Here is a 22,411-nt window from a genome sequence, read left to right as displayed (position 1 = left end):
TTTCATTCAGCCGGCTGCATGGCGGCGGGCGCGACCGATCCGGGGATCGGAGCTTCCTGCCGTTCATAGCCGAGGATGGTCATCAGGACGTTGTAGGCCATGATGAACCCGCCGAGCAGATACATGGCACCGCCGATTGCACGCAGCACGAAGTAGGGGTGCATGGCAGCGACCGATTCGGCGAACGAGTAGACTAGGAAGCCCTGGCTGTCGTATTCACGCCACATCAGACCCTGCTGGATACCGGCAACCCACAGCACGGCGGCGTAGACGACGATGCCGAGCGTAGCGAGCCAGAAGTGCCAGTTGACCAGGCGCAGCGAGTAGAGGCGGTTGCGGTTCCACAGCTTCGGCGTCAGGTAATAGATGGCACCGAAGGTGATCATGCCGACCCAGCCGAGGGCGCCCGAGTGAACGTGACCGATGGTCCATTCGGTATAGTGGCTGAGCGAGTTGACGGCCTTGATCGACATCATCGGGCCTTCGAAGGTCGACATGCCGTAGAAGGCAATCGCAATCACCATCATGCGGATGATCGGGTCGGTACGGATCTTGTCCCAGGCGCCCGACAGCGTCATCAGACCGTTGATCATGCCGCCCCAGGAGGGCATCCAGAGCATTACCGAGAACACCATGCCGAGCGTCTGTGCCCAGTCGGGCAGAGCCGTGTAGTGCAGGTGGTGGGGACCGGCCCAGATATACATGAAGATCAGAGCCCAGAAGTGGATGATCGACAGGCGGTAGGAATAGACCGGACGGCCGGCCTGCTTGGGCACGAAGTAATACATCATGCCGAGGAAGCCTGCGGTCAGGAAGAAGCCGACGGCGTTGTGGCCATACCACCACTGGGTCAGTGCATCCTGGACACCGGCAAAGGCCGAGTAGCTCTTGACGCCTAAGAACGAGACCGGAATCGCCAGATTGTTGACGATGTGGAGCATCGCGATGGTGATGATGAAGGACAGGTAGAACCAGTTGGCCACATAGATATGGCTCTCCTTCCGGGTCATGATCGTGCCCATGAAGGTGATGAGGTAGGCGACCCAGACCACGGTCAGCCACAGATCGACGTACCATTCCGGCTCGGCATATTCACGGCCCTGGGTGATGCCCAGGAGATAGCCGGTGGCTGCCATGACGATGAAGAACTGGTAGCCCCAGAAAACGAACCAGCCGAGATTGCCGCCGAAGAGGCGTGCACGCGAGGTACGCTGCACGACATAGAAGGAGGTTGCGATCAGGGCGTTGCCGCCGAAAGCGAAGATGACGGCGGACGTGTGCAACGGACGCAGGCGTCCGAAGTTCAGCCAGGGCTCGATGTTGAGATCGGGATAAGCGAGCTGCAGGGCGACAACGACGCCGACCAGGAAGCCGACAACGCCCCAGAAGACGGTGGCGATCACGCCGTAGCGAACGACTTCGTCGAAGTATTCGGACTGCGGCGCCTTGGGCTTGGATGCGGTGGAGGATGCCGCGGAAGGTGCAAACTGCATCCGGCGCAGCATGACGATCGTGCCCGCGGTGAGCACGAAGAAGGCAACCCACATATGGGCTGCAAAGAGGCTGTCCTGGGTGAAAGCCACCCCGAGCAGCGCGGCGAAGGCGAGTCCCGCCATCACCAGTGTCTCTAACGTATAGTTCATTGTTGGAATCCCCCAACGCTTGCTGATCTCATCGCGGGGGCCTCGCCCTCAGGAGATTCCTCCCGCGTCGAATGCACCAATCGCATTGGGGCCGCCCAGCCACCTTGATCCAAGTCAATGCAACTCTCTCTAAAATTCGCGAGGTTTGAGGCTGCAATCGGGTTTGCGACCTTCGGACACCAAGGCCGACACATCGCATGGGCCAAGGCCCGCTCGCGCGTGTCTTGGAGCACTGGGGTTGCGCGCGGCGGAAAGCCCCGTTGGAGAAAACGGACATGCTGACGAATATCGAAAACAGCAAGATAAGTGCGAGCGACACGTGGACGGGCAATCGCCTGCTCGATGCGGGCAAACGTGACCTTGCCTGGCTCTACCGCGCTCACGCCGAACAGCTCGCGCTCTGCCGGGAACTGGAAGACATCGCCGACTCACTGCCGGCCAGCATCAACCGGCAGAAATGCATCTATGCAGCCAAGGCGCTCGGCCCGCTCATCAAGGGCATCCATCACTACGAAGAGACGGTGCTGTTTCCGCAGCTACAGTCGAGCCCCGACGCGACGGACGCCTTAGGACCGACGCTGGAACGTCTGAAGTTCGAGCATTGCGAGGATGAGTGTTTCGCAGAGGAACTGACGGATGCGCTGCTGAAGCTGGGATCCGGAGATCAGGTGAACATGGAGGCCGTCGGCTACATGTTGCGCGGCTTTTTCGAGGGCATCAGACGCCATATCGCCTTCGAGCGCGAGCATCTGCTTCAGGGCGTCACGGATTGAGAAATGGGGTCGGCATCCGACCCCGCCAGACCGGAGCTTTCAGTCTCGGTCAAAATCAGGCGGCAACGCCACCATAGACCGGCTCGCATTCGCCAAGCGTCAGGATGGCGCCGCTGATGCTTCCGTCTGCTGCACGAAGCGGGCTGAAGCGAGCGGGCATGTCGCCGCTCACGGTTGCGGCCGACATCCGCGCGACAAAGGATCCCGAACGGCCGGCAAAAGCCGAATCGAGCGCGTCCTGAAGCCAGTCATGCCCACCGGCGGCAAGGCCGAGGTCAAAGACGCTGCGTCCGATCAGCTCGATCTGCCCCATGCCGAGCATGCTGGCCATGGCCGTATTGGCGAAAAGATAGCGGTAATCGCGGGTGACCACGGCCACACGTTCCGGCAAATTGTTGAGGATCGCCTCGTTCAGCTGCTCATCGTCACCCTCGCGCGGCTGACGTTTGTCGAAGGCGCCCGGTGCGGGGCTCTGGTCGCTGCGTTTCGGACCGAAATACCGTTCGATGAGCAGAGACAGCATGGAGGCGTGGCGCAGCACGCATGCCCCGTCATCGGCGTCCTCCCGCAGCAGCTTCGTCAGAAGCCGCATCTGCAGGTAGACATCATCGAGATCGGTGGCGCGATAGCTGATCAGCGTTGCGATCATCGGGTCGATCTCGCGATCGAGCATCCGCACGAGATGGTCGTCGCCATTGCGAATGGCCTGCTGCAATTGAAGATTCTTCAACGAAACCGCTTCGAACATCGCGCGCAGATTCGAATCACGGAATTCGCCAAAAGACATCAGCAACCTCATCCCTCAGGTGTGACAAAAGGAAGAACTACGTCACACCACTTTCGGGGTCCGTAACATGAGGTTGCGTCACCTTCAATCGCTACGGGCACTCACGCGCATCGCAGCCCAAAAAATATCCGCAGTATCAGGTGAAACGAATGGATGTGATGAACGGCACGAATCGTGCTTGATCGCACAGGATGGCCGGCAGCTTAGGCGGTCAGATTTTGTCCTTGATCGCCCAGCGATCGTGATACCAGAGCCACTGCTCCGGATATTCCCTTACCCAGGCCTCGACCTTGTCGTTGAGTAGCTGGGCGGTGGCGTTCACGTCCACCTGACCGCGCTCGTTGCGCGGCACCGTGGTGCGCGGCTCGATCTCCAGACGGAAACGGTTGCCGGGCAGGCGGATGCAGCGGGCCGGATAGACTTCGCAATCGAACTGGCGCGTCAGCTTGGCGAGCAGCGGATTGGTCTTCACCGGCTGTCCGAAGAACTGGGTCTCGACGCCCTTCCAGAACTTCTGATCAACGAGCACCCCGACGCCGCCGCCCTGCTCAAGCTGCCGGGCCAGTGCGAAGGAGGACCCCGCATGCGACGGCACGAGCTTGCCCATGCGCTTGCGGCGGAAGTCGAAGACCTTTTCGGCGATATAGGGATTGTTCGGCGGGCGGAAGAGTACGGTGACGTAAAGCCCGAAGGCAGCCCCCGCAACCGGCAGCAGCTCGAAATTCGCGGTGTGACCGGTAAAGACGATGAAGGGACGCGGATTGTCGCGCAGGTCGAGAAACTGCTCGACGCCGGAGACCTCTACCCTGCCCTCATCAGGCTTTTCCGGATCGAAGTCGAACAGACGGTCGAGGAAGACATATTCGGCGGCAAGCCGGCCCATATGGCCCCAACTCGCAAGCGCAATCTCCTCGCGCTCGGCCTCGGACTTTTCCGGGAAGGCATTGCGCAGATTCACCTGCATCAGCCGGTGGCGCTTCGTCTTCGGCCCCACCCAGCGCATCAGCCGATCGGCAAAATTGATCGCGGCGTCCGCCGGCAGGATCTTCAATGCCGTAAGGAAGCCGAAGGCCGCCTGGGCGACCGACCACTGATAGAACTTGCGCAGCGCCAGAACGATGCGGGTGACGAGCATCCGCACGCGGTCAGTCCATCTTCAGGATGATCTTGCCGAAGACCTGACGGCCTTCCATGCGGGCAAGGGCCTTGTCGATATCATCGAAGGACACCTGCGTATCGATGACCGGATGCACGAGGCCGCGCGCCATCTTCTGCATGGCGTCCGCCATGTTTTCCATGCGGCAACCGAAGGAGCCAAAGAGCTTCAGTTGCTGCTGGAAGAGCATCATCAGGTTGACTTCCGTCGAGACGCCCGAGGTCGAACCGCAGGTCACGAGACGACCACCACGCTTCAGGCAGAACATCGAGGCCGCGAACGTATCCTTGCCGACATGTTCGAAGACGACATCGACGCCCTTCTTCTTGGTGATCTTGCGGACCATGCCTTCGAATCGGTCGGTGCGATAGTTGATGACGTGATCGGCGCCGAGTGCCTTGGCAGGCTCGATCTTGTCGTCGGATCCGACGGTGGTGATGACGGTGCAGCCGATCTTCTTGGCAAGCTGGATCGCTGCCGTGCCGATACCGGAACCGCCGGCATGGATGAGGATGGTTTCACCCGGCTGGAGCTTGGCATTGTCGAACAGCATGTGCTCGACCGTGCCAAAGGTGACGGGGGCAAGTGCCGCGGCAACCGCATCGACGCCGGGAGGCGCCGGCACGAGAAGGCGGGCTGGGAGATTGATCTTTTCCTGGGCAAAGCCGTCGAGATGGAAGCCATGCACGCCCGAGACGTTTTCGCAAAGATTGTCACGGCCTTCGCGGCATGGCTTGCAGAGACCGCAGGTGCGCGCGCCGTAAACGGCTGCAAGCTGGCCCGGGAGGATATTGCCGACACCGGGGCCGATCGCCTCGACGACACCGGAGGCTTCCGCACCGATGACGAGCGGCATCTTGCGCTTGGCAAACGCCATGCCGCGCCAGCCCCAGACGTCGATATGGTTCAGCGCAACCGCCTTGACGCGCAGCGTAACCTCTCCAGGACCCGGTGCATCCGGCTCCGGCAGATCGACGATTTCGAGCTTGCGGTCTTCGACGAGTTGCAATGCGCGCATGACATGTTTCCTTCAGGGCCTGTGGGGCAGATGAGGCGTCGTCACGCTCCCATCGTCATGCCAGGGTTCGTCCATGGCATCTGCCGACCTTCGTTGTTCTCGCAGGGTTCGTGGATCCCCGGCCGAAGGCCGAGGATGACGTCCCGAATTGTTGGCGCTGGCCTTAGACCGGTTCCCGCGTCATGACAAGGCTGGCGTTCTGACCACCGAAGCCGAAGGAGTTGGAGAGAACCGCCGAAACGGAGCCCTCCCGCTTGGTGTTCGGCACCACATCCAGCACGATCGAAGGATCGGGATTGGTGTAGTTGATGGTCGGGGGCAAGGTGCCGGTCAGCATGGTCTGGATCGAGAACACCGCCTCCACCGCACCGGCGGCCGTTAGGGTGTGGCCGATCATCGACTTGTTCGACGAGCAAGGGATCGCGTCCTTCAGCCGGTCACCGAAGACGGACAGCATGGCGCCATATTCCATCTTGTCGTTTTCGGGCGTCGATGTGCCGTGGGCGTTGATGTAGCCGATCGCCTGTTCCGACAGGCCCGCATCAGCAAGCGCTGCCTTGATCGTCGCGATCGCAGGGCCGCCATCCGGCGAAGAGCGCGTGCGGTGGAAATGGTCGGCCTTTTCGCCGCAGCCCTTGATGATGCCGAGCACCTTGGCGCCACGGGCAACCGCCGATTCCAGAGATTCCAGCACGAGCGTGGCCGCACCCTCGGCAATCACGAAGCCGTCGCGCTCCTTGCTGAAAGGCTTCGACGCCTTTTCCGGCGGATCGTTCTGGGTGGACAGTGCTGAGAGCAGCGAGAAGCGGATCACGGCTTCCGGGCTGATCGAGCCGTCGGTCGCAACCGTCAGCGCACGCTCCGTGCGGCCCTGGCGGATCGCTTCGACGCCGAGCTGGATCGCGGTCGCACCCGAGGCGCAGGCCGTCGACAGCGTCACGGGCAGGCCTCGCGTGCCGAACTTGTCGGACAGACGCTCGGAAATCGAGCCGAACTGCACGGCTTCGAGGAAGACCGGGTCCGGCTTTTCGCGCATGGCGGCGAGGAAGCGATCATAGGCATCGCCCGGCTGGGTCGAGGCCGGTGCACGCTCGGCGAGCGCAAAGCGGTCATGCCATTCCGGCTCGACCGGTGGGGCTGCTAGAAACAGCGGGCCGTTGAAGTCGCCATTGATGCCGGCCTGGGCGAGCGCCTCGATGGTCGTTTCGCGGGCCAGCGCATAGGAGCGCTCGACGGCATTGTTGGCGGGCACCGCGATGAAATCGACGGTGCCGCCGATGCGGGTCGACATGCCCTCGGTATCGAACCGCTTGATGTAGTGGATGCCGGACTTGCCCGAGGTCAGCTTCGACCAGTTGTCGGAAAGCCCTTGGCCGAGCGAGGTGATGACGCCCATGCCGGTGACGGCGATGATCGGGCGGCCGAGATGATCCTTGAAACGGCTGTCGGTCATGGATCTAGTTCCTCACGCATTCGCCGACAGCACGGCAAGGCCTTCGCCCCGCACATAGCCGACGGTGGAGATGATGGCATGTTTCGCCGGTCCGGCCTGGGCCGCTTCGTTTGCAGCATCGAAGGCAGGCACCGTGGCGCCGGCATCGATCGTAAGTGCTGCAAGGGCCAGCCCTGCCGGGAACTGGGCTTCCACGGAGTGGCCGATCGAACCGGCATAGCCACGCACCGGCATGCCGTCGAAACGTTCCGTAAGGTGAGCCTTCTCCCGTTGCGTAAGGTCGGCGAGGCCGGACGCGCCGGAGAAGATGATGGTGTCAGCTGCAGACAAGGCGGCCGCCTCCGGCACCATGCCACCGAGGCGAGCTTCGAGCTTTCCATCCTCGCGCTTGCCGCGGTCGCCTTCGACAGCGTCAAGCACGGCATAGATATGCGCGCCACGCGCTTCGGCATGTTCGCGCGATTCCAGCACCAGGAAGGCGCCGACCGTGCCGAGGATCATGCCACCGCCCGACGAGCCGTCACGCGACCAGAGCGGCTGCCAGGGTCCGGTCTGATGGGCGCGAATGCCTTCGACCAGCAGCAGGATATCGGGACGCTCGGAGACGAAGGCGCCGCCAACGAGCGTGTGGGTCGACTGACCGGCCTTGATCCGGGCAAAGGCGGTGGCGATCGCCGAGATACCGGCCGCCTCTTCGCCCATGAAGGTGCGCGAGGAACCGGTGACCTTGTGCACGATCGAGATATTGCCGGCGAGCAGGTTGGAAAGCTGCGCCAGGAAAAGCGTCGGGCGAAGCTCCGTCTTCAGCTTCTCGATCAGGAATTTTTCGCGGTCGTTGCGCTTCAGGGCCTCGTCGACGATCAGGCTGTCGACAGCGATGTCACGCTCGCCGCCACCGGCCGCAACGATCAGGTCCATGGTGCCGCAAGCGTCTGCATCATCCTTCATGCCGGCATCGTCGAGCGCGAGCCCCGCGGCAAAGACGCCGAGCCGCTGCCAGTTTTCCATCTGGCGCTGGTCGCCACGCTTGGCGATCTGCTGCGACCAGTCGATCTCCGGCAGCTTGTGCACCACGTAGGGCGCGAATTTTTCGGTCTCGAGCACCGGTTCTGGAGCGGTCTTTGCGGAGAGCAGCGCGAGATGCGCGTCCTTGCCGGTGCCGTGGCAGGTGACGATCCCGACGCCGGTGATCACCACATCATTCGGTTGTTTGACCATATGCAATCCTCTCGCCGGCAGGCTCACCGGCGTAAAATGCGGGTTTTCCCGAATAAGGCCCCAAGGTCAATAGCAATTGCGCCCTTGCGGCCGAAAGCGTCTCAGCCTTGGGCCGCCATCGCGGCCATCAGGCCGACTTCCTCGGCGCGTTTGCGCACGATCGGAGCGAGCGGCACCTCGGAGAATGGCATGGTGCGAAGCTTCAGCTGCGCGTCGCAGACCTTCTTGCCGCCGCTCGTGATCCTCGCCTTGGTGACGGCAAAGCCCGATCCGTCATGCTCGAGTTCCGCCTCGATATCGAGAACGGCACCCGGCTCGACGAAGGTGCGCATCTTGGCGCCATCGACCGACATCAGGAAAGGCATGGCCTCGAAGTCCTTGACGGCGAGCAGCAGCATGCCGGAAGCCTGCGCCATGGTCTCGATCAAGAGAACGCCGGGAACGAGCGGCATGCCGGGGAAATGCCCTTCGAAGACAGGGCTTTCCATCGGCACGGTCGACGTGGCCTTCAAACGACCAAGGCCGAGATCAACGCTCTCGACCTTGTCAATCATCTGGAAATATTCAAGCAGCATGACGATGTCCGCTCCTTTGGAGACGGGTCAGCCCTTGGCGGCGCGAAGTTCGTCGATCTTGGCGCAGAGGTTCTTCAACACGAAATATTCTTCGGTCGAAACCTTGCCTTCGTTGACTTCCTGCGTCCACTGCTCGAGCGGGATCTTGATGCCGAATTCCTTGTCGATCGCAAAGACGATGTCGAGGAAGTCGAGGCTGTCGATGCCGAGGTCATCGATGGTGTGGCTTTCCGGCGTAATCGTTTCGCGGTCGATTTCGCTGGTCTCAGCAATGATGTCGGCAACTTTGTCGAATGTAGCGGTCACGCCAGTACCTCATGTGTCTTAAATTCTGGGTTCCACATAAGGAAAACACGGTCAAATGCCAATGGTGGTTTTGTGCGGCATCCAAATTTGGAGCCGAAGTGTTGCTTAAACAGCAATCGAATGCCGTCCCTTGCCGTTGGCGAGATAGCTGTCGAAGACGGCGGCGATGGTCCGGGCGAAGGGCCGGCCGGCATCCGTGATGACGAAGCGATCCCCCTCGATGAGGCAGATCCGGTCCTGGTTGGACTGTGCAAAGCTCTTCGCCTCGGCGGCAATCGCATCGACCGCATCGCCGAATTCCTGCCGCAGCTCGGAGAAGGAGATGGCAAAGCGGCACATGATTTCCTCGATCACCCGACGCCGCAGCCTGTCGTCATCGCTGACCTCGACGCCGCGCACGGCTGCCAGTCCGCCCGCGTCGGCCATGCGCTGATACTCGCCGGTGGCCGGCATGTTCTGGACATAACCTTGCGGCAGCTGCCCGATCGAGGAGGCACCGAGCCCGATCAGAGCTTCGGCTGCATCATCGGTATAGCCCTGGAAATTCCGCCTGAGCCGCCCTTCCCTGGAGGCGATCGCCATCCGGTCGTCGGGCAGCGCGAAATGGTCGATGCCGATCGGCTCATAGCCGGCAGCAACCAGCATCGAGGCGGCAAGACTCATCTGCGCATATCGTTCCTCAAGACCTGGCAGCATCTCGTCCTTGATCATCGTCTGGTGCTTCTTCATCCACGGCACATGCGCATAGCCGAAGAGCGCGATCCGATCGGGCGCGAGAGACAGGATGTCCTTCACGGTTTCTGCCACCGTCGCCTCCGTCTGGTGCGGAAGTCCGTAGAGGATGTCGCAATTGACGGAATGCACCCCTCGCGCCCGGACGGCCTCGACAACCGACTTCGTGTGTTCGAACGTCTGGATACGGTTGATCGCCTTCTGCACCTCAGGGTGGAAATCCTGAACGCCGAGGCTGGCGCGCGTCATGCCGATGGTCGCCAGCGCATCGTAGCGCGGTTCGTCGAGGTCGTTTGGATCCATCTCGACGCTGATCTCGACATCCTCGGCAAAGGTGAAGGCCGAGCGTAGTGCTGCCATCAGATCGATCATGTCGTCCGGCCGGACCATCGTGGGAGACCCCCCACCGAAATGAACCGCCGTCACGGCAGCGTTGCGGCTGACCAGCGCGCCGACGGCCGCAATCTCCTTCTTCAACGATTCCAGATAGATCGAGATCGGTTCGTACTTCAGCGTATGCTTGGTATGGCAGGCACAGAACCAACAGAGCCGGTCACAATAAGGAATATGAATGTAGAGTGAGATCCGCTCCTGTGCGGTGATCGCCTCGAGCCATTGCGCATATTTGCCGCAGTCGATGCCTTCGTGAAAGTGTGGCGCCGTGGGATAGCTCGTGTAACGAGGGACAGCGCCTGAATACTTGGCCAGGAGGGAATTTTGCATGGTTTTACGCTGCCTTGAGAAGTGTCGAGCTACGACCAAAGATAGCGCCGTCAACTGTCCTGACCTTTGACTTCGATCAATTTGCTGATACATTTCTCACGTAGAGTTTATTGAAACTCAGAAGCCCGAATTGGGCACTGACCGCAGGCGACGCATGGCGTCCGGAGCCGGTCTGACGGGATGGCAAGACCATGGATACTTTCAGAAAACATTTTCCGGAATGTGAGGCTCCTGCTGTCTGTCGATCCTGCGAGGCGCGCCATGGCGGCCTCTGCTCCGTCCTCACCGCCGCCCAGCTGACCGAACTGAACAAGCATTCGATACGCCGCCGGATCGACAGCGGCAACGAGGTGATCGGCCAGGGCGAACAGGTCGGCAGCTACAGCAATATCCTGAAGGGCGTTATCAAGCTGTCGAAGATGATGGCGGACGGCCGCCAGCAGATCGTCGGCCTGCAATTTGCGCCCGACTTCCTTGGCCGCCCCTTCCTTGGCGAAAGCACGATCACGGCGGAAGCTGCGACCGATACGGAAATCTGCACCTTCCCGCGCAACATCGTCGACCGCATGGTCGGCGAAGTACCCGACATGGAGCGCAAGCTGCATGCCCAGTCACTGAAAGAGCTCGACGAGGCCCGTGACTGGATGCTGACGCTCGGCCGCAAGACCGCCCAAGAGAAGGTCGCGAGCTTCCTCTACCTGATCGCGACCCATATCGACCCGGAAAGCGATGATACTCAGACCTTCGATCTGCCGCTGTCGCGTGCCGACATCGCCGACTTCCTTGGTCTCACCATCGAGACCGTCAGCCGCCAGATGACCAAACTGCGCAAGGACGGCATCATCGTGATCGAGAACAACCGCCACGTCATCGTGCCGAAGCTCGATCGACTGCGCGACGGAGCCGGGATCGACTGACCAGGCGCCCGTTCTCCTGTCCGAGGCCAGGCCAGGCCAGGCCGGATCCCGAGCAAGTTGTCAGTCGAAACGTCAGATGATTTTCGAGATCGCCCAGATCAGTGCGATTAATGCCGCCATGACGGTGCAGGCTGCGTAAAAGACTCCAATACCCGCAAGGATGTCACCAGGCCCGGCATCGCTGCGGCCGGATGCATGCATCATCGGTTCGCTCACCCTGACACCGCCATAAATGCGGGGGCCGGCAAGCTGCAGATCGAGGGCTCCCGCCATCGCCGCCTCCGGCCAGCCGGAATTCGGCGAGCGATGCAATCCGCTATCGCGCAGGGCCGCAGACAACGAGCGACGGCCTGCCCCTGTCCCGCGCTTCAAGACTGTAGCCAGAGCAATAAAGCCGGCGGAGAGACGTGCGGCCGGCCAGTTCGCGAGATCATCGAGCCTGGCTGAGGCCCAGCCGAATTGCAGAAAGCGCTCATTCTTGTGACCGATCATCGAATCAGCCGTGTTCAGCATCTTGTAGGCAAGGATGCCGGGTAGGCCGGCAACCGCGTACCAGAAGACCGGCGCAACGACACCATCGGCAAAGTTTTCGGATAGGCTTTCGATCGCCGCGCGCGAAACGCCGGCCTGGTCCAGCGTCTTCGGATCGCGACCGACGATCATCGCAACCGCTTGCCGACCTCCCTCGAGACCATCACGCAAGAGACCGTCGGCCACCGCCTGGACATGATCGCCAAGGCTCTTTTGGGCGAGGAAGACGGCGACGACGATCACTTCGAGAATGATGCCGACAAATCCGAGATGGCGGAACAGGGTAGAAAGCAGCATGCCGACGGTCGCCGAGCCGGCGAGCAGCGCAAGGATCGTGATAACACCATTCAGCCGCCGGCCCTCGGCCGTGAAGCTGGAGCTGTTCAGGCACTTCTCGAAGAGATCGATCGCCTTGCCGAAGATCACCACCGGATGCGGCACGCGCTGCCAGAGCCATGGGGGATCGCCGACGATCCGGTCGAGAACGATGGCTGCGAGAAGGAGCAGCAAGTGGTTCATGCTGACGAACTCCGGAATGTTTCGAGCGCCTCGCGGAGACGCGCATAACCCGCCTCATCCGGCGCAAGGCCGAAACGCAGCCAGTCCGACCGATAGTCGAACTTGCGCGTCAGGATCTGGCGGCTGCAGAGATGCCGGTGCAATTCGCCGGCGCTCGCATCTTCGACCAGTTGGAAGAGATCGGTGCCGCCTCGGACCGCGAGACCAGCTTCGGACAGCACCTCTTGGAGCGCGACTCCGCGCTGTCGGATCTGCTGGGCAACGAAGCTGGTATCGGAAGACATCAAATGCTCGGCAAGCACGAGCGCCGGGCCGGAGACGGCCCAAGGGCCGAGCCATTCCGAGAACTGAGCTGCGACTTCGTCGGACGCAACGACGAATCCGAGGCGAATGCCGGCAAGGCCGAAGAATTTTCCGAAGGAGCGGAAGACGATGAGGTTTGCACTGTCATCGCCTGCAAGGCTCTGCTCTGGCTGCATGTCGCCAAAGGCCTCGTCGACCACCAGTACGCCACCACGGTTTGCGAGATCGGCGGCCAGCGCTCGAAGCTCGCTCGGTGTGTGGAGCCGTCCGTCCGGATTGTTCGGATTGACCACCACGACAAGACCGTGCGCCGTGCTGACCAGATTGAGATCACTGACCGCATCGACCGTAAGACCGGCAAGCGTGAAGGCGCGCGCATACTCGCCATAGGTCGGCGACATCACGGCAACCCGCGCGCCTGATGGCACCAGCCGCGGCAACAACTGGATGACCGATTGCGTACCCGGCACCGGAAGTGGCAGCCGATGGCCCGCGCGATAGAAGCGCTGCGCCGCCTGCCGGGAAGCCATCTCCCGTTCCTGATCGGGCAAGCGATGCCAGGCCCGCATCGGGATCTCGGGCAGATCAGGCGGATAGGGATTGATGCCGGTCGAGAGGTCGAGCCAGTCTTCGATGCGCCCGCCATAGAGGGCTGAAGCGGCAGCGAGACCGCCACCATGCTGAATCGGCCCGCTCATGCGCCCTCGCCCGCGACATCGATGAGGTGCATGTATGAGCCGGCAACGGACCCGCGTCTCAGCCCGATGGCACCAAGCGGTTCGCCCAAGGCGTCTTCGGCCTCGAACAAGCGGTCCGCCGCGCCTTCTGAAACAACCGTGGAATAATGGAATTCGTGGCCGGTGTAGCTGCCCGCGAACAGATCCGGCGCGAGCGATCTCAGCTGCCGATAACCGAGATGCCGTTTGCGTGTCGCGTAGCTCGTCACCAGCGGCAAGAGCCCGAGCATGGCGTGGCGATGACCGTCCGCATCGACGAGCCCCTCGCCCAGCACCATATAGCCGCCGCACTCACCATAGATCCGAGCTCCCCGGTCCGCCGCCCCAACCATTGCCGAATGGAAGCCGTCAGCAGTGGCCAGTCGCCCGGCATGGAGTTCCGGATAGCCACCAGGCAGATAGATCGCATCGGCATCTGGCGATGGCCCTTCGTCGGCGAGCGGCGAAAAGAACGAAAGCGTCGCGCCTTGTGCCCGCCAGCCTTCCAGGAGATGAGCGTAGGAAAAGGCAAAGGCGAGATCGCGGGCAACAGCGATGTGCTGACCGAGCGGGGCGATGCCGCGCACCGGCGCGGTTTCTCTGCGAGGCGCGGCCTGGGCGATTGAAAGCAGTGCATCGATATCAACACCCGCATCGATGGCACCGGCCGCTCGCTCGATGAAGCTCTCGAGCGCCGCATGCTCGCCGGCCTGCACCAGGCCGAGATGCCGCTCCGGCAGGGAAAGCTGCGGGTCACTCCTGAGGCAGCCGAGAACCGGCACCTCGGTCTTTGCCATGGCGGCGCGCAGCATCGCCTCGTGACGATCGCTGCCGACGCGGTTGAGGATGACTCCGGCGATCCGCACGTCAGCCCGAAAACCGGCGAACCCGGTTGCGACAGCCGCGACGGATTGCGACGTGCGGGCGCAATCGACCACCAACACGACCGGCAGGGACAGGAGGCTTGCGAGATCCCCCGCACTTCCCCTCCCGTCGGCCGCGCCATCGAACAAGCCCATCATCGCCTCAATGACCAGCAAGGCATCAGGCGATGTCTGAGCCGCCTGTGCGCGGAGAAACGACGGGCGCATGGCCCAGGGATCGAAGTTGAGGCAGGCCGTGCCACTGGCCGCCGTATGAAAGGCGGGATCGATGTAATCGGGGCCTGCCTTGCCGGGCGCCACAGCTACACCGCGCCGCTTCAGCGCCCGCATCAGGCCAAGCGTCACCACTGTCTTGCCCGAACCGGAAGCCGGCGCGGCGATCAGCAATCCGCTCATGCCGTGTCTTTCCGCTCCACGGCGAAGGGATCGGGCAGAAGCGTGCGGCCCGAAAGCGCGCCCAGCCAGTCGAGTGACGGCCGGAGGCGGACCACCTCACCGATGACGACGATGGCCGGCGGTTCGATTCCCGCAGCAATCATGTCGGCCTCGGCACGACCGAGCGTGGTTTCCAGCACCGTCTGTTCCTGGGTCGCGGCATTGCAAACAAAGGCCACGGCCTCGTCTGCCCGGCGTCCGGCGGCCATCAGATTGGCGGCGATCTGGCCCATGTGTTTCATCGCCATATACATAACGATGACGGGCGAACCGCGACCGATGGCGGCCCAGTCGATTCGATCGGGCACGACACCGGAGGAATCGTGTCCGGTAAGGAATGTCACCGCGTGGTTCACTTCGCGGTGGGTGACCGGGATCCCGGCATAGGCGAGACCACCGATCCCGGCCGTGATGCCGGGAACGATCCGGAAGGGCACGCCATGTTCGATGAGCATCAGCGCCTCTTCGCCGCCACGCCCGAAAACGAAGGGATCGCCGCCTTTCAGCCTCAGTACACGGTGACCGGCTTTGGCGAGTTCGACGAGGCGCAGCGAGATGTCGCGCTGCTTGGCGGAGGGTTTCCCGCCGCGTTTGCCGGCATATTCGAGAATGGCACCGCTGCGCGCGAGTTTGAGGCAGTCGTCGTTCACCAGAGCGTCGTGCACGATGATATCGGCTTCCGACAGTGCCTTGGCCGCGAGCAGCGTCAAGAGGCCCGGATCGCCGGGGCCGGCGCCGGCCAGCCACACGTGACCGGGCTCGATGGCCGGCAGGCTCGTGGGCAGGGCTAGACGCGTCGTGTCACTCATGGTCATGGTCTAGGCCTCGTGCGGCAAAAATGCAATTCCGCCATGGCTCTTTCCGCCCCAAACCTTCGGCCACATGCCTTCCTCAAGACCACCGGCTCGCCTATAAGCGAGCCATGAGTGACGTCGAGAAACAGGCTGCCAGCAATGCGACCGAGGGCAACCGGCTTGAAAAGCCGGAAGGCGCCCCCTTGCGCAATGGTTGGACTACGGGCACCTGCGCGACGGCTGCGACCAAGGCCGCCTTCACGGCCCTCCTGACGCGCAACTTTCCGGACCCGGTCTCGATCACCCTGCCGAAAGGCGAAACGCCTGCCTTTTCGCTCGCCCGTGAAGGCTTCCACGGTGAGAGCGCTTTTGCGGGCATCGTCAAGGATGCCGGTGATGATCCGGATGTGACCCATGGTGCCACCGTAATCGCGACCGTGACGCGCCTACCCCCCGGAAGCGGCATCCGCTTTGTGGCTGGCGACGGGGTCGGCACGGTCACCAAAGCGGGTCTGCCGATTGCCGTCGGAGAGCCGGCGATCAATCCAGTGCCCCGCGCCATGATGACCGCGGAGATCGAAGCGATTGCTGCAGCCCATGAGGTCACCCCGGATCTCGAAGTGAAGATCTCCGTTCCCAGCGGCGCACAGATCGCAGAAAGCACCTGGAACCCGAGGCTCGGCATTCTCGGCGGGATCTCCATTCTCGGCACAACGGGCATTGTGCATCCCTTCTCCTGCGCCGCCTGGATACACTCGATCCACCGCGGGATCGACGTGGCACGGGCCGAAGGTCTCACCCATCTGCTCGGTGCGACCGGTTCGACCTCGGAAAAAGCAGCTCAGATCTTTCACAAGCTGCCGGACGGCGCCCTGATCGACATGGGCGACTTCGCCGGCGGATTGCTGAAATACCTGCGTGCCCATCCTGTCCCGCGGCTGACGATTGCCGGCGGCTTCGCCAAGATGACGAAACTGGCCCAGGGCGCCCTCGACCTGCATTCCTCACGCAGTCAGATTGACAATCATTTCTTTCTTTCAATGCCTTGCACCGATATTCTCACAGACTCTGCCCGGCGAACTGTCGAAAATGCGAATACTGCGCTCGAAGTGCTTGAAATCATGACGCGAGAGGGCACCGCCATCGCCCCTGCCGTTGCCCAGGCGGCAAAGCGGACGGCCGAAGGTGTGTTGCGCGACAGCGGCGTGGCGGTCGACATCATCGTCACCGATCGCAAGGGAACGATCATCGCCCATGCCACCTGACACAGAGCATGCACCGCAGAAAGTCCTGATCCTCGGCGGCACGGCCGAGGCCCGTCTTCTGGCGGAAAGGCTCATCGCCGAAGGCCATCTTGTCACCACCTCACTTGCTGGGCGGACGAATGACCCGATCCTGCCTGCGGGCGCCGTTCGGATAGGAGGCTTCGGAGGGGCGGAAGGTCTGGCTGTCTATCTGCGAACGGAGGGCTTCGACCGGATGATCGACGCCACGCATCCCTTTGCGCGGCGGATCAGCGAAAACGCCATCAAAGCCGCGGCGATATCAGGCGTGCCGCTCGAACAGCGGCTGCGCCCGCGCTGGCAGAAGCAACCGGGAGACCGCTGGAGGAGCGTGACAACGCTCGAGGCGGCGGCCGAGGTCTTGCCGTCGGGCGCGACGGTGTTCCTCGCCCTTGGCCGGCAATATCTGGACGCCTTCGTCGGGCGCGACGATTGCCGCTTCGTGGTCCGCATGGTCGATGCGCCGGAGATGCCACTCGCCTTCGCGGATTACACCCTCGTCCTCGGCAAACCGGCAAGCGATCCCGACCGTGAGGCAGACCTCTTCACGGCATATGGGGTCACGCATCTGGTTTGTCGCAATTCGGGAGGTCCAGCAGGTTACGCCAAGATCCTCGCGGCGCGACGTCTTGCCCTGCCGGTCGTGATGCTCGAGCGCGACTGAAGGTCAGCCCGTTCAGCGGAACTCGAAAATTTGGCGGAACACACCCGGCGCGATGATCGACAGGGGGTTGATCACCAGATTGGGCTTCATCGTCGGCCCAGTCAGCTTGAAGGTGATGCCGAGCAGGCCGCGGTCACGCCCATTGCCGAGAATGGCACCGATCACAGGCAATTCGCCGAACAATCGGTTCAGCCCATAGGCCGGCATGAAGGTACCGGTCAGGTCGATGCGTCCGGATTGATCGCGCACGATCCCCTGGAAGGTCGCGCCCACCTGCTCGCCGCGCACGATGCCGTTTTCGACGCTGAGCGTACCGCCGACTAGGGACAGACGGGCAAAGGCACGCTGGAAGCGGGCGGAACTCACGTCGATATCGCTGCGAACGGCATTGTTGAGGCTGCGTCCGTCGGCACCGGTCGGCGCGGAGACGATCGTCTGGAGCCGCTCTTCGTTTTCAACCTGGAAGTTGCGCAGATCGAGATTGCCGCTCCAGGCGCCGTCGCGGGTTTCCGTCAGGCGCAGGTTGGCAAGACCGCCGCCGAGGCGTTTGTAGGCGTCGAGAAAACGCAAGACGGCACCGGCATCGCTGGTGGTGACGGAAAGTTCTCTCAAGCCTTCAGGCTGACGCAGTTTAGCGACCAGCGCCTGACCGCTTCCCGTGACGCCGGAAAAGTCGACGGCACTGATCCGGCCTTTACTCGCTCCATAGATGATTGAAACACCCGACAACTGCTCGCCGCTGAACCCGACCACGCGGTCGAAGCGCCCTTCGATCTTGAGCGAAGTTCGCGAGGACTTTGTGTCGCCGCTATCGCTGGACGGCTGTTGCAAGGTGGAGATTAGCGAGCGAGCGTCGAAGGCGCGGCCATTGGCCACGACCGAATAAACGCCCTTGCTGAGACGAACGGTCAGCGCCACCTCGTCTTCCGGCGACAGGCGGACGCGAGACAGATTGGCGGCGACAAGCCCGGTATCATCCGCGGTCATGTCGCCGGAGGCGCCGAAGCCCTCACCATCCAGAGCGAACTTGCGGATCAGCGACAGCTTTCCGTCCTTGGCCAACTCGAACTTGGCGGTTGCGCCGATGCCTTGCCCCTTCGACCACCCCACCCAGGGAATGGTCAGCGTCGCGGATCGGAGATCAACGGAGACGGCCTGGGTCGTTTCATTGATCCGGCGAAGTTCCAGCTTGATCGCTCCATTGACGATCTCACCGAGGCCCGGCGCAAGCTTTTCGCGGGCCACATTGTCGAGCGTCGCGGTGACCACCCGTTCCCGGAGAACAGCGCCTTCGCCGCGACGCACCGGTTCGGTGAGGTTCACCTCCATGGGGACGTCATCGATTTTCGCCGATGCAGCGAGCTTGGCCTTGTCGCGATCGACCGACAGGGATCCGGTGACATCGGCGATGAGACGCCCGTCAAAGGGTTTGGCCACATCCACGTCGTCGAGCGCGACCTCCGCCGTCCAGCTCGGTTCGGGTGGCGATTGATCGGGCACCAGACCGAGGCGGATCTTCGCCTTCCCGCGAACCTTGCCGGAAAAGTCCGAAGGCTGGAGGTCCACAACCTTCAGCGCTTCGATCGGCTTGAAGGAAACGAGTTCGGCCACCGCATCCGCAGCACCTGCGATATCGAGGTCGATATCCGCCATAAGCGGCTTCTCATAGGCGTCCTGCAGCACCAGGCGACCGCTCTCCAGCTTGACCATGCGGCCTGACGGGAAGAAGGACCCGGCCGAGCGAATGGCGACGTCGACCCGCTCGCCGACCATATCGAAGCGGCCATAGACGTCACGCAGCGGCGGCAGTTCGCCTGTGAGATTGAGACGCGCATCTTCCAGATCAAACCCGATCTTCAGTTCGTCGGCATTGAGCCGCACCGGCGTCGGATCGATCGACAGGCGGTTCTGAGGAATGAAGACATCGATCGTACCCTTGGGGATCATGCCGCCATAGAGGTTTTCGAGAACCCACTGCCGCGGCTTGGAGGCAATCCAGTAGGGCCACAATTGCTTCACCACAGTGGTGCGCATGTTCTCGACCACGGCGTTGAACCGGATCTCCGGCCCCGTTCCACCGAAGCCTACCTGCAGCTTGCCGCGCATGTTGCCTGACGGCGTGGAAACGTCGAGCGTGTCGAGTTGCAGGCGGTTTTCCTCAACGAGGTAGCGGCCGTAGCCCTTCAGGAAAAAGGGGAACGGAGTTTCGCCGGCGCTCGGCACATTCGCTCGGCCATCGGTGACCACGAGATCGATGCCGAAACCCTTGCCGAAACTGCTGCCTTCAGGCAACCGGTCGAGATCGATGAGGCCGCCGGACAGTGGAAAGATGGTTTGATCGAAACGGGCGGTCGAGTCGGCAAGCTCGATCGTGCCCTTGGCGAAGTCGTAGGAGAGCTTGAGACGGGCATCGGTAATCTCCTGCCGTTGGCCGTCGGAGTAGAAGCCGGCTTTCTGCATGTTGATGCCAAGCGAGACGCTGGCACCCTGATCCGGCGCCTCGCGCCGAGCATTGAGCAGCAATTCGGCCGAACCTTCGATCCCCTGGCGCGCCTCGCCCGTGCTGGAACGTCGCAGCAGGAACGGGGTCACCCGCATATCGGCAACGCGCATCGTCAGCGATTCGGCCCGACCATCGACATTCGTCGTAAGCGCCGTCAGTTCCGTTTGTTGTCCGTTGACCGCGACCGCACCGAAGATCGAAAGCGAACCGTCATCGCCCCGCTCCAGGACGATGTCGTCGATCGCAAGCGTCATTGGCCGGCCGCTCGCACTGGTGGAGGCGATCTCCAGTCCGGCAAGGCGCATGCGGTCGAGACCGCCGCGGGCGATGAAGCCCTGCAGCCGGTCGAGTTCGGCAAAGGCATCTGCCAACCGGGCCGGAATATGATCTATCCGCCAATCCGAGATGTCGACAGGCTCCCCCTTCGGCAGCACCGTCGCATCGAGATCGATGCCCTCGCTGACGATCTCGCGGATGGAGAACCGACCGCCCAGAAGCGCCAATGGTTCGAGGATGAAGCGGACCGAATTCGTCAGGGCAACCCGCTCGCCGCCCGCCTGTTCGTGCAACGTGACATCCCGCGCCTCGACGGACAATTCCATCCCATTGGAAAAGCGCACTTCCGTGCCGCCAATTTTGGCGGTGAACTGCGGTCCGAGGGCATTGTTGAGGACAGCCTGGGCCCGTTGCGCAAGGGCGGCATCGAGGGTGCCGCTTTCGACCACGGCATAGACAGCAAAGAACACCACGACCCAGAGCCCGGCGAAGCCGGCCAACACCCGCACCAGGCGCCGAAACAGCGATCGCTTCGGCGGCGGACAATGCACGATGAGGGGATCCTCGGCCTGGGCAGACGGAAGAGCATGCAGCGGCACAATGTCCCGCTTGCGAAACCGTAGCTTTTCGCCCCGGATCTCCGACATGTCCTGGTGATTGTCTCCGTCGATCGATGCCGCTAACAAGTCGCTCTGGACGACTGCGGAGCGGACTATATATCGAAGTCGCCCACGATCACCCACAAAACGGGCAAAAGAAAGGTTATCCCATGACGGATTTGGCTGCCGGGGACATGGCCCCCGATTTCTCCCTGCCCCGCAATGGCGGCGGCACCGTTTCGCTTTCCGATTTCGCCGGAAAGTCGGTGATTCTCTATTTCTACCCCAAGGACGACACGAGCGGCTGCACGACCGAAGCCGTCGACTTCTCAGGCCTGACAGAGGAATTCGCGAAGCTCGGCGCGACCGTCATCGGCGTCTCCCCTGATTCGGTGAAGAGCCACGACAAATTTGCCGCCAAGCATAACCTCTCGGTGGTGCTGGCAGCAGACGAGGAGCACAAGGCACTGGAAGCCTATGGCGTCTGGAAAGAAAAGAGCATGTACGGCAAGACCTATATGGGTGTCGAACGCTCCACCTTCCTGATCGACAAATCCGGCAAGGTTGCCGAGGTCTGGCGCAAGGTGAAGGTTCCCGGCCATGCCGAGGCTGTGCTGAAGGCGACACAGGCCCTCTGACATGCTGGAGACAACGCAGCCCGAGACGGCTTTTCACTCCCTTCGCGGCGCTGCCACCCTCGCAATCCAGAGCGCCGACCTCGACGAGAAGACGGCGCTCGCCCAGACCGCTGCGATCCGCTGGCACGAGCGCCGCCTGTCGCTGCGCTCGCCGCTCGATCCGCCGCTTCCCGATCGGCCGGGCCGCCCGGCAAAACCCGAGCTCGTGCCGCCTAAAGCCGTCGGAAAGCGGTCGCTGCACACCCTGCCCGGCCGCATCGCCCTGCTGCATGCCCTTGCCCATATCGAGCTCAATGCGGTCGATCTCGCCCTCGACATCGTCGCCCGCTTCGCCACCGAACCGGTGCCGCATTCCTTCTTCGATGGGTGGATGAAGGTGGCCTATGAGGAGGCCAAGCATTTCCGGCTGGTGCGCGACCGCCTGCGGGAACTGGGCGCCGATTATGGCGACATGCCCGCCCATGACGGGCTTTGGCAGGCGGCTCACTCGACGAAGAACAACCTAACTGCCCGCCTCGCCGTCGTGCCGCTCATCCTCGAAGCCCGCGGGCTCGACGTGACACCGTCGCTGCAGGACAAGATGCGCGAAACGGGCGACATCGAAAGCGCGGATGTCCTGAAGGTCATCTACGACGACGAGAAAGGCCATGTCGCTGTCGGTGCGAAATGGTTCCGCTTCCTCTGCGCCCGCGAGAAGCGCGATCCGGCGAAAGCCTTCCAGGATCTGGTTCGGGCCAATTTTCGCGGCCAGCTCAAGGCCCCTTTCAACGACGTCGCCCGCGCCGAAGCCGGGTTGACGCCGTCCTTCTACCGATCCTTGTCGTCGAAGAACAACTCGTCGGTTTGACACGCAATTCCAAGCGCCTAACGCTTCATTAACCCTAATTATGCGTAATTGCTAACGGCGGATCGGACAGGCGACTCGCCGCATCGGGCAATCGCGTGACGGCGGCCTGCCCGGCATG

General features: G+C 62.4%; 20 protein-coding genes. 6 read left to right on the top strand and 14 right to left on the bottom strand.

The window, feature by feature from the left end; genetic code table 11:
- Nucleotides 1-2: 2 nt before the first annotated feature.
- Nucleotides 3-1,643 (bottom strand): cytochrome-c oxidase, cbb3-type subunit I, encoded by a 1,641-nt coding sequence (gene ccoN, locus QWE_RS10960; RefSeq protein WP_006726185.1) that lies wholly within the window; start codon nt 1,641-1,643, stop codon nt 3-5.
- A gap of 275 nt (nt 1,644-1,918) precedes the next feature.
- Here ccoN and QWE_RS10955 point away from each other — a divergent pair, with 275 nt between their 5' ends.
- Nucleotides 1,919-2,416 carry a hemerythrin domain-containing protein gene (locus tag QWE_RS10955; RefSeq protein ID WP_006726184.1) on the top strand — a complete coding sequence of 166 codons (498 nt, stop codon included), beginning with the start codon at nt 1,919-1,921 and terminating at the stop codon, nt 2,414-2,416.
- Between the two features lie 55 nt (nt 2,417-2,471).
- Here the strand turns inward: QWE_RS10955 and QWE_RS10950 are convergent, their stop codons facing one another.
- The 8 genes from QWE_RS10950 to hemN all read right to left on the bottom strand — a co-directional run bounded on the left by QWE_RS10950 (nt 2,472) and on the right by hemN (nt 10,384).
- On the bottom strand, nt 2,472-3,203 hold the full coding sequence (locus tag QWE_RS10950) for a PAS domain-containing protein (RefSeq protein ID WP_006726183.1): 732 nt from the start codon (nt 3,201-3,203) through the stop codon (nt 2,472-2,474).
- A gap of 211 nt (nt 3,204-3,414) precedes the next feature.
- Nucleotides 3,415-4,338: a lipid A biosynthesis lauroyl acyltransferase gene (locus tag QWE_RS10945; protein WP_420804554.1), complete on the bottom strand. Its 924-nt coding sequence runs from the start codon at nt 4,336-4,338 to the stop codon at nt 3,415-3,417.
- 10 nt (nt 4,339-4,348) lie between these two features.
- Nucleotides 4,349-5,377, bottom strand: coding sequence for a zinc-binding dehydrogenase (locus QWE_RS10940; RefSeq protein ID WP_006726181.1), 1,029 nt, complete (start codon nt 5,375-5,377; stop codon nt 4,349-4,351).
- Nucleotides 5,378-5,540: 163 nt separating this feature from the next.
- Entirely contained in the window at nt 5,541-6,830 is a 1,290-nt protein-coding gene (locus QWE_RS10935) for a beta-ketoacyl-ACP synthase (protein WP_006726180.1), read from the bottom strand.
- 12 nt (nt 6,831-6,842) lie between these two features.
- Nucleotides 6,843-8,048, bottom strand: coding sequence for a beta-ketoacyl-ACP synthase (locus QWE_RS10930; protein ID WP_006726179.1), 1,206 nt, complete (start codon nt 8,046-8,048; stop codon nt 6,843-6,845).
- Between the two features lie 101 nt (nt 8,049-8,149).
- The gene (locus QWE_RS10925) at nt 8,150-8,623 is read right to left on the bottom strand and encodes a 3-hydroxyacyl-ACP dehydratase FabZ family protein (RefSeq protein WP_006726178.1); all 474 of its coding nucleotides are present in this window, start codon (nt 8,621-8,623) and stop codon (nt 8,150-8,152) included.
- Between the two features lie 27 nt (nt 8,624-8,650).
- Complete coding sequence (locus QWE_RS10920; RefSeq protein ID WP_003502893.1) at nt 8,651-8,929, bottom strand: acyl carrier protein; 279 nt, start codon at nt 8,927-8,929, stop codon at nt 8,651-8,653.
- Nucleotides 8,930-9,034: 105 nt separating this feature from the next.
- Entirely contained in the window at nt 9,035-10,384 is a 1,350-nt protein-coding gene (gene hemN, locus QWE_RS10915; RefSeq protein ID WP_006726177.1) for an oxygen-independent coproporphyrinogen III oxidase, read from the bottom strand.
- Between the two features lie 191 nt (nt 10,385-10,575).
- Between hemN and QWE_RS10910 the strand changes: the two genes are divergently transcribed.
- Nucleotides 10,576-11,301 (top strand): Crp/Fnr family transcriptional regulator, encoded by a 726-nt coding sequence (locus QWE_RS10910; RefSeq protein WP_006726176.1) that lies wholly within the window; start codon nt 10,576-10,578, stop codon nt 11,299-11,301.
- A gap of 72 nt (nt 11,302-11,373) precedes the next feature.
- On the opposite strand, the gene cbiB is transcribed toward QWE_RS10910, so the two are convergent.
- The 4 genes from cbiB to cobA are packed head-to-tail and all read right to left on the bottom strand — an operon-like array spanning nt 11,374 to nt 15,504.
- On the bottom strand, nt 11,374-12,351 hold the full coding sequence (gene cbiB, locus QWE_RS10905; RefSeq protein ID WP_006726175.1) for an adenosylcobinamide-phosphate synthase CbiB: 978 nt from the start codon (nt 12,349-12,351) through the stop codon (nt 11,374-11,376).
- The gene (gene cobD, locus QWE_RS10900) at nt 12,348-13,352 is read right to left on the bottom strand and encodes a threonine-phosphate decarboxylase CobD (protein WP_006726174.1); all 1,005 of its coding nucleotides are present in this window, start codon (nt 13,350-13,352) and stop codon (nt 12,348-12,350) included. The genes cbiB and cobD overlap by 4 nt, the downstream gene beginning before the upstream one ends.
- Nucleotides 13,349-14,650 (bottom strand): cobyrinic acid a,c-diamide synthase CobB, encoded by a 1,302-nt coding sequence (locus QWE_RS10895; RefSeq protein ID WP_006726173.1) that lies wholly within the window; start codon nt 14,648-14,650, stop codon nt 13,349-13,351. The genes cobD and QWE_RS10895 overlap by 4 nt, the downstream gene beginning before the upstream one ends.
- Nucleotides 14,647-15,504 carry a uroporphyrinogen-III C-methyltransferase gene (cobA, locus tag QWE_RS10890; protein WP_006726172.1) on the bottom strand — a complete coding sequence of 286 codons (858 nt, stop codon included), beginning with the start codon at nt 15,502-15,504 and terminating at the stop codon, nt 14,647-14,649. The genes QWE_RS10895 and cobA overlap by 4 nt, the downstream gene beginning before the upstream one ends.
- A gap of 107 nt (nt 15,505-15,611) precedes the next feature.
- On the opposite strand from cobA, the gene QWE_RS10885 reads away from it, so the two are divergent.
- Nucleotides 15,612-16,748 (top strand): cobalt-precorrin-5B (C(1))-methyltransferase, encoded by a 1,137-nt coding sequence (locus QWE_RS10885; RefSeq protein WP_006726171.1) that lies wholly within the window; start codon nt 15,612-15,614, stop codon nt 16,746-16,748.
- Entirely contained in the window at nt 16,738-17,430 is a 693-nt protein-coding gene (locus QWE_RS10880) for a cobalt-precorrin-6A reductase (protein ID WP_006726170.1), read from the top strand. The genes QWE_RS10885 and QWE_RS10880 overlap by 11 nt, the downstream gene beginning before the upstream one ends.
- A 12-nt stretch (nt 17,431-17,442) precedes the next feature.
- Here QWE_RS10880 and QWE_RS10875 read toward each other — a convergent pair whose 3' ends face one another.
- Nucleotides 17,443-20,856 (bottom strand): YhdP family protein, encoded by a 3,414-nt coding sequence (locus QWE_RS10875; protein WP_006726169.1) that lies wholly within the window; start codon nt 20,854-20,856, stop codon nt 17,443-17,445.
- Nucleotides 20,857-20,978: 122 nt separating this feature from the next.
- Between QWE_RS10875 and bcp the strand changes: the two genes are divergently transcribed.
- Together bcp and QWE_RS10865 are read left to right on the top strand one after the other, a co-directional pair.
- Nucleotides 20,979-21,446, top strand: coding sequence for a thioredoxin-dependent thiol peroxidase (gene bcp, locus QWE_RS10870; protein ID WP_006726168.1), 468 nt, complete (start codon nt 20,979-20,981; stop codon nt 21,444-21,446).
- 1 nt (nt 21,447) lies between these two features.
- Nucleotides 21,448-22,293, top strand: coding sequence for a ferritin-like domain-containing protein (locus QWE_RS10865; protein WP_006726167.1), 846 nt, complete (start codon nt 21,448-21,450; stop codon nt 22,291-22,293).
- Nucleotides 22,294-22,411: the final 118 nt, after the last annotated feature.

The organism is Agrobacterium albertimagni AOL15 (assembly GCF_000300855.1).
Classification (GTDB): domain Bacteria; phylum Pseudomonadota; class Alphaproteobacteria; order Rhizobiales; family Rhizobiaceae; genus Allorhizobium; species Allorhizobium albertimagni.
This window is presented reverse-complemented; position numbering and strand designations above follow the sequence as displayed.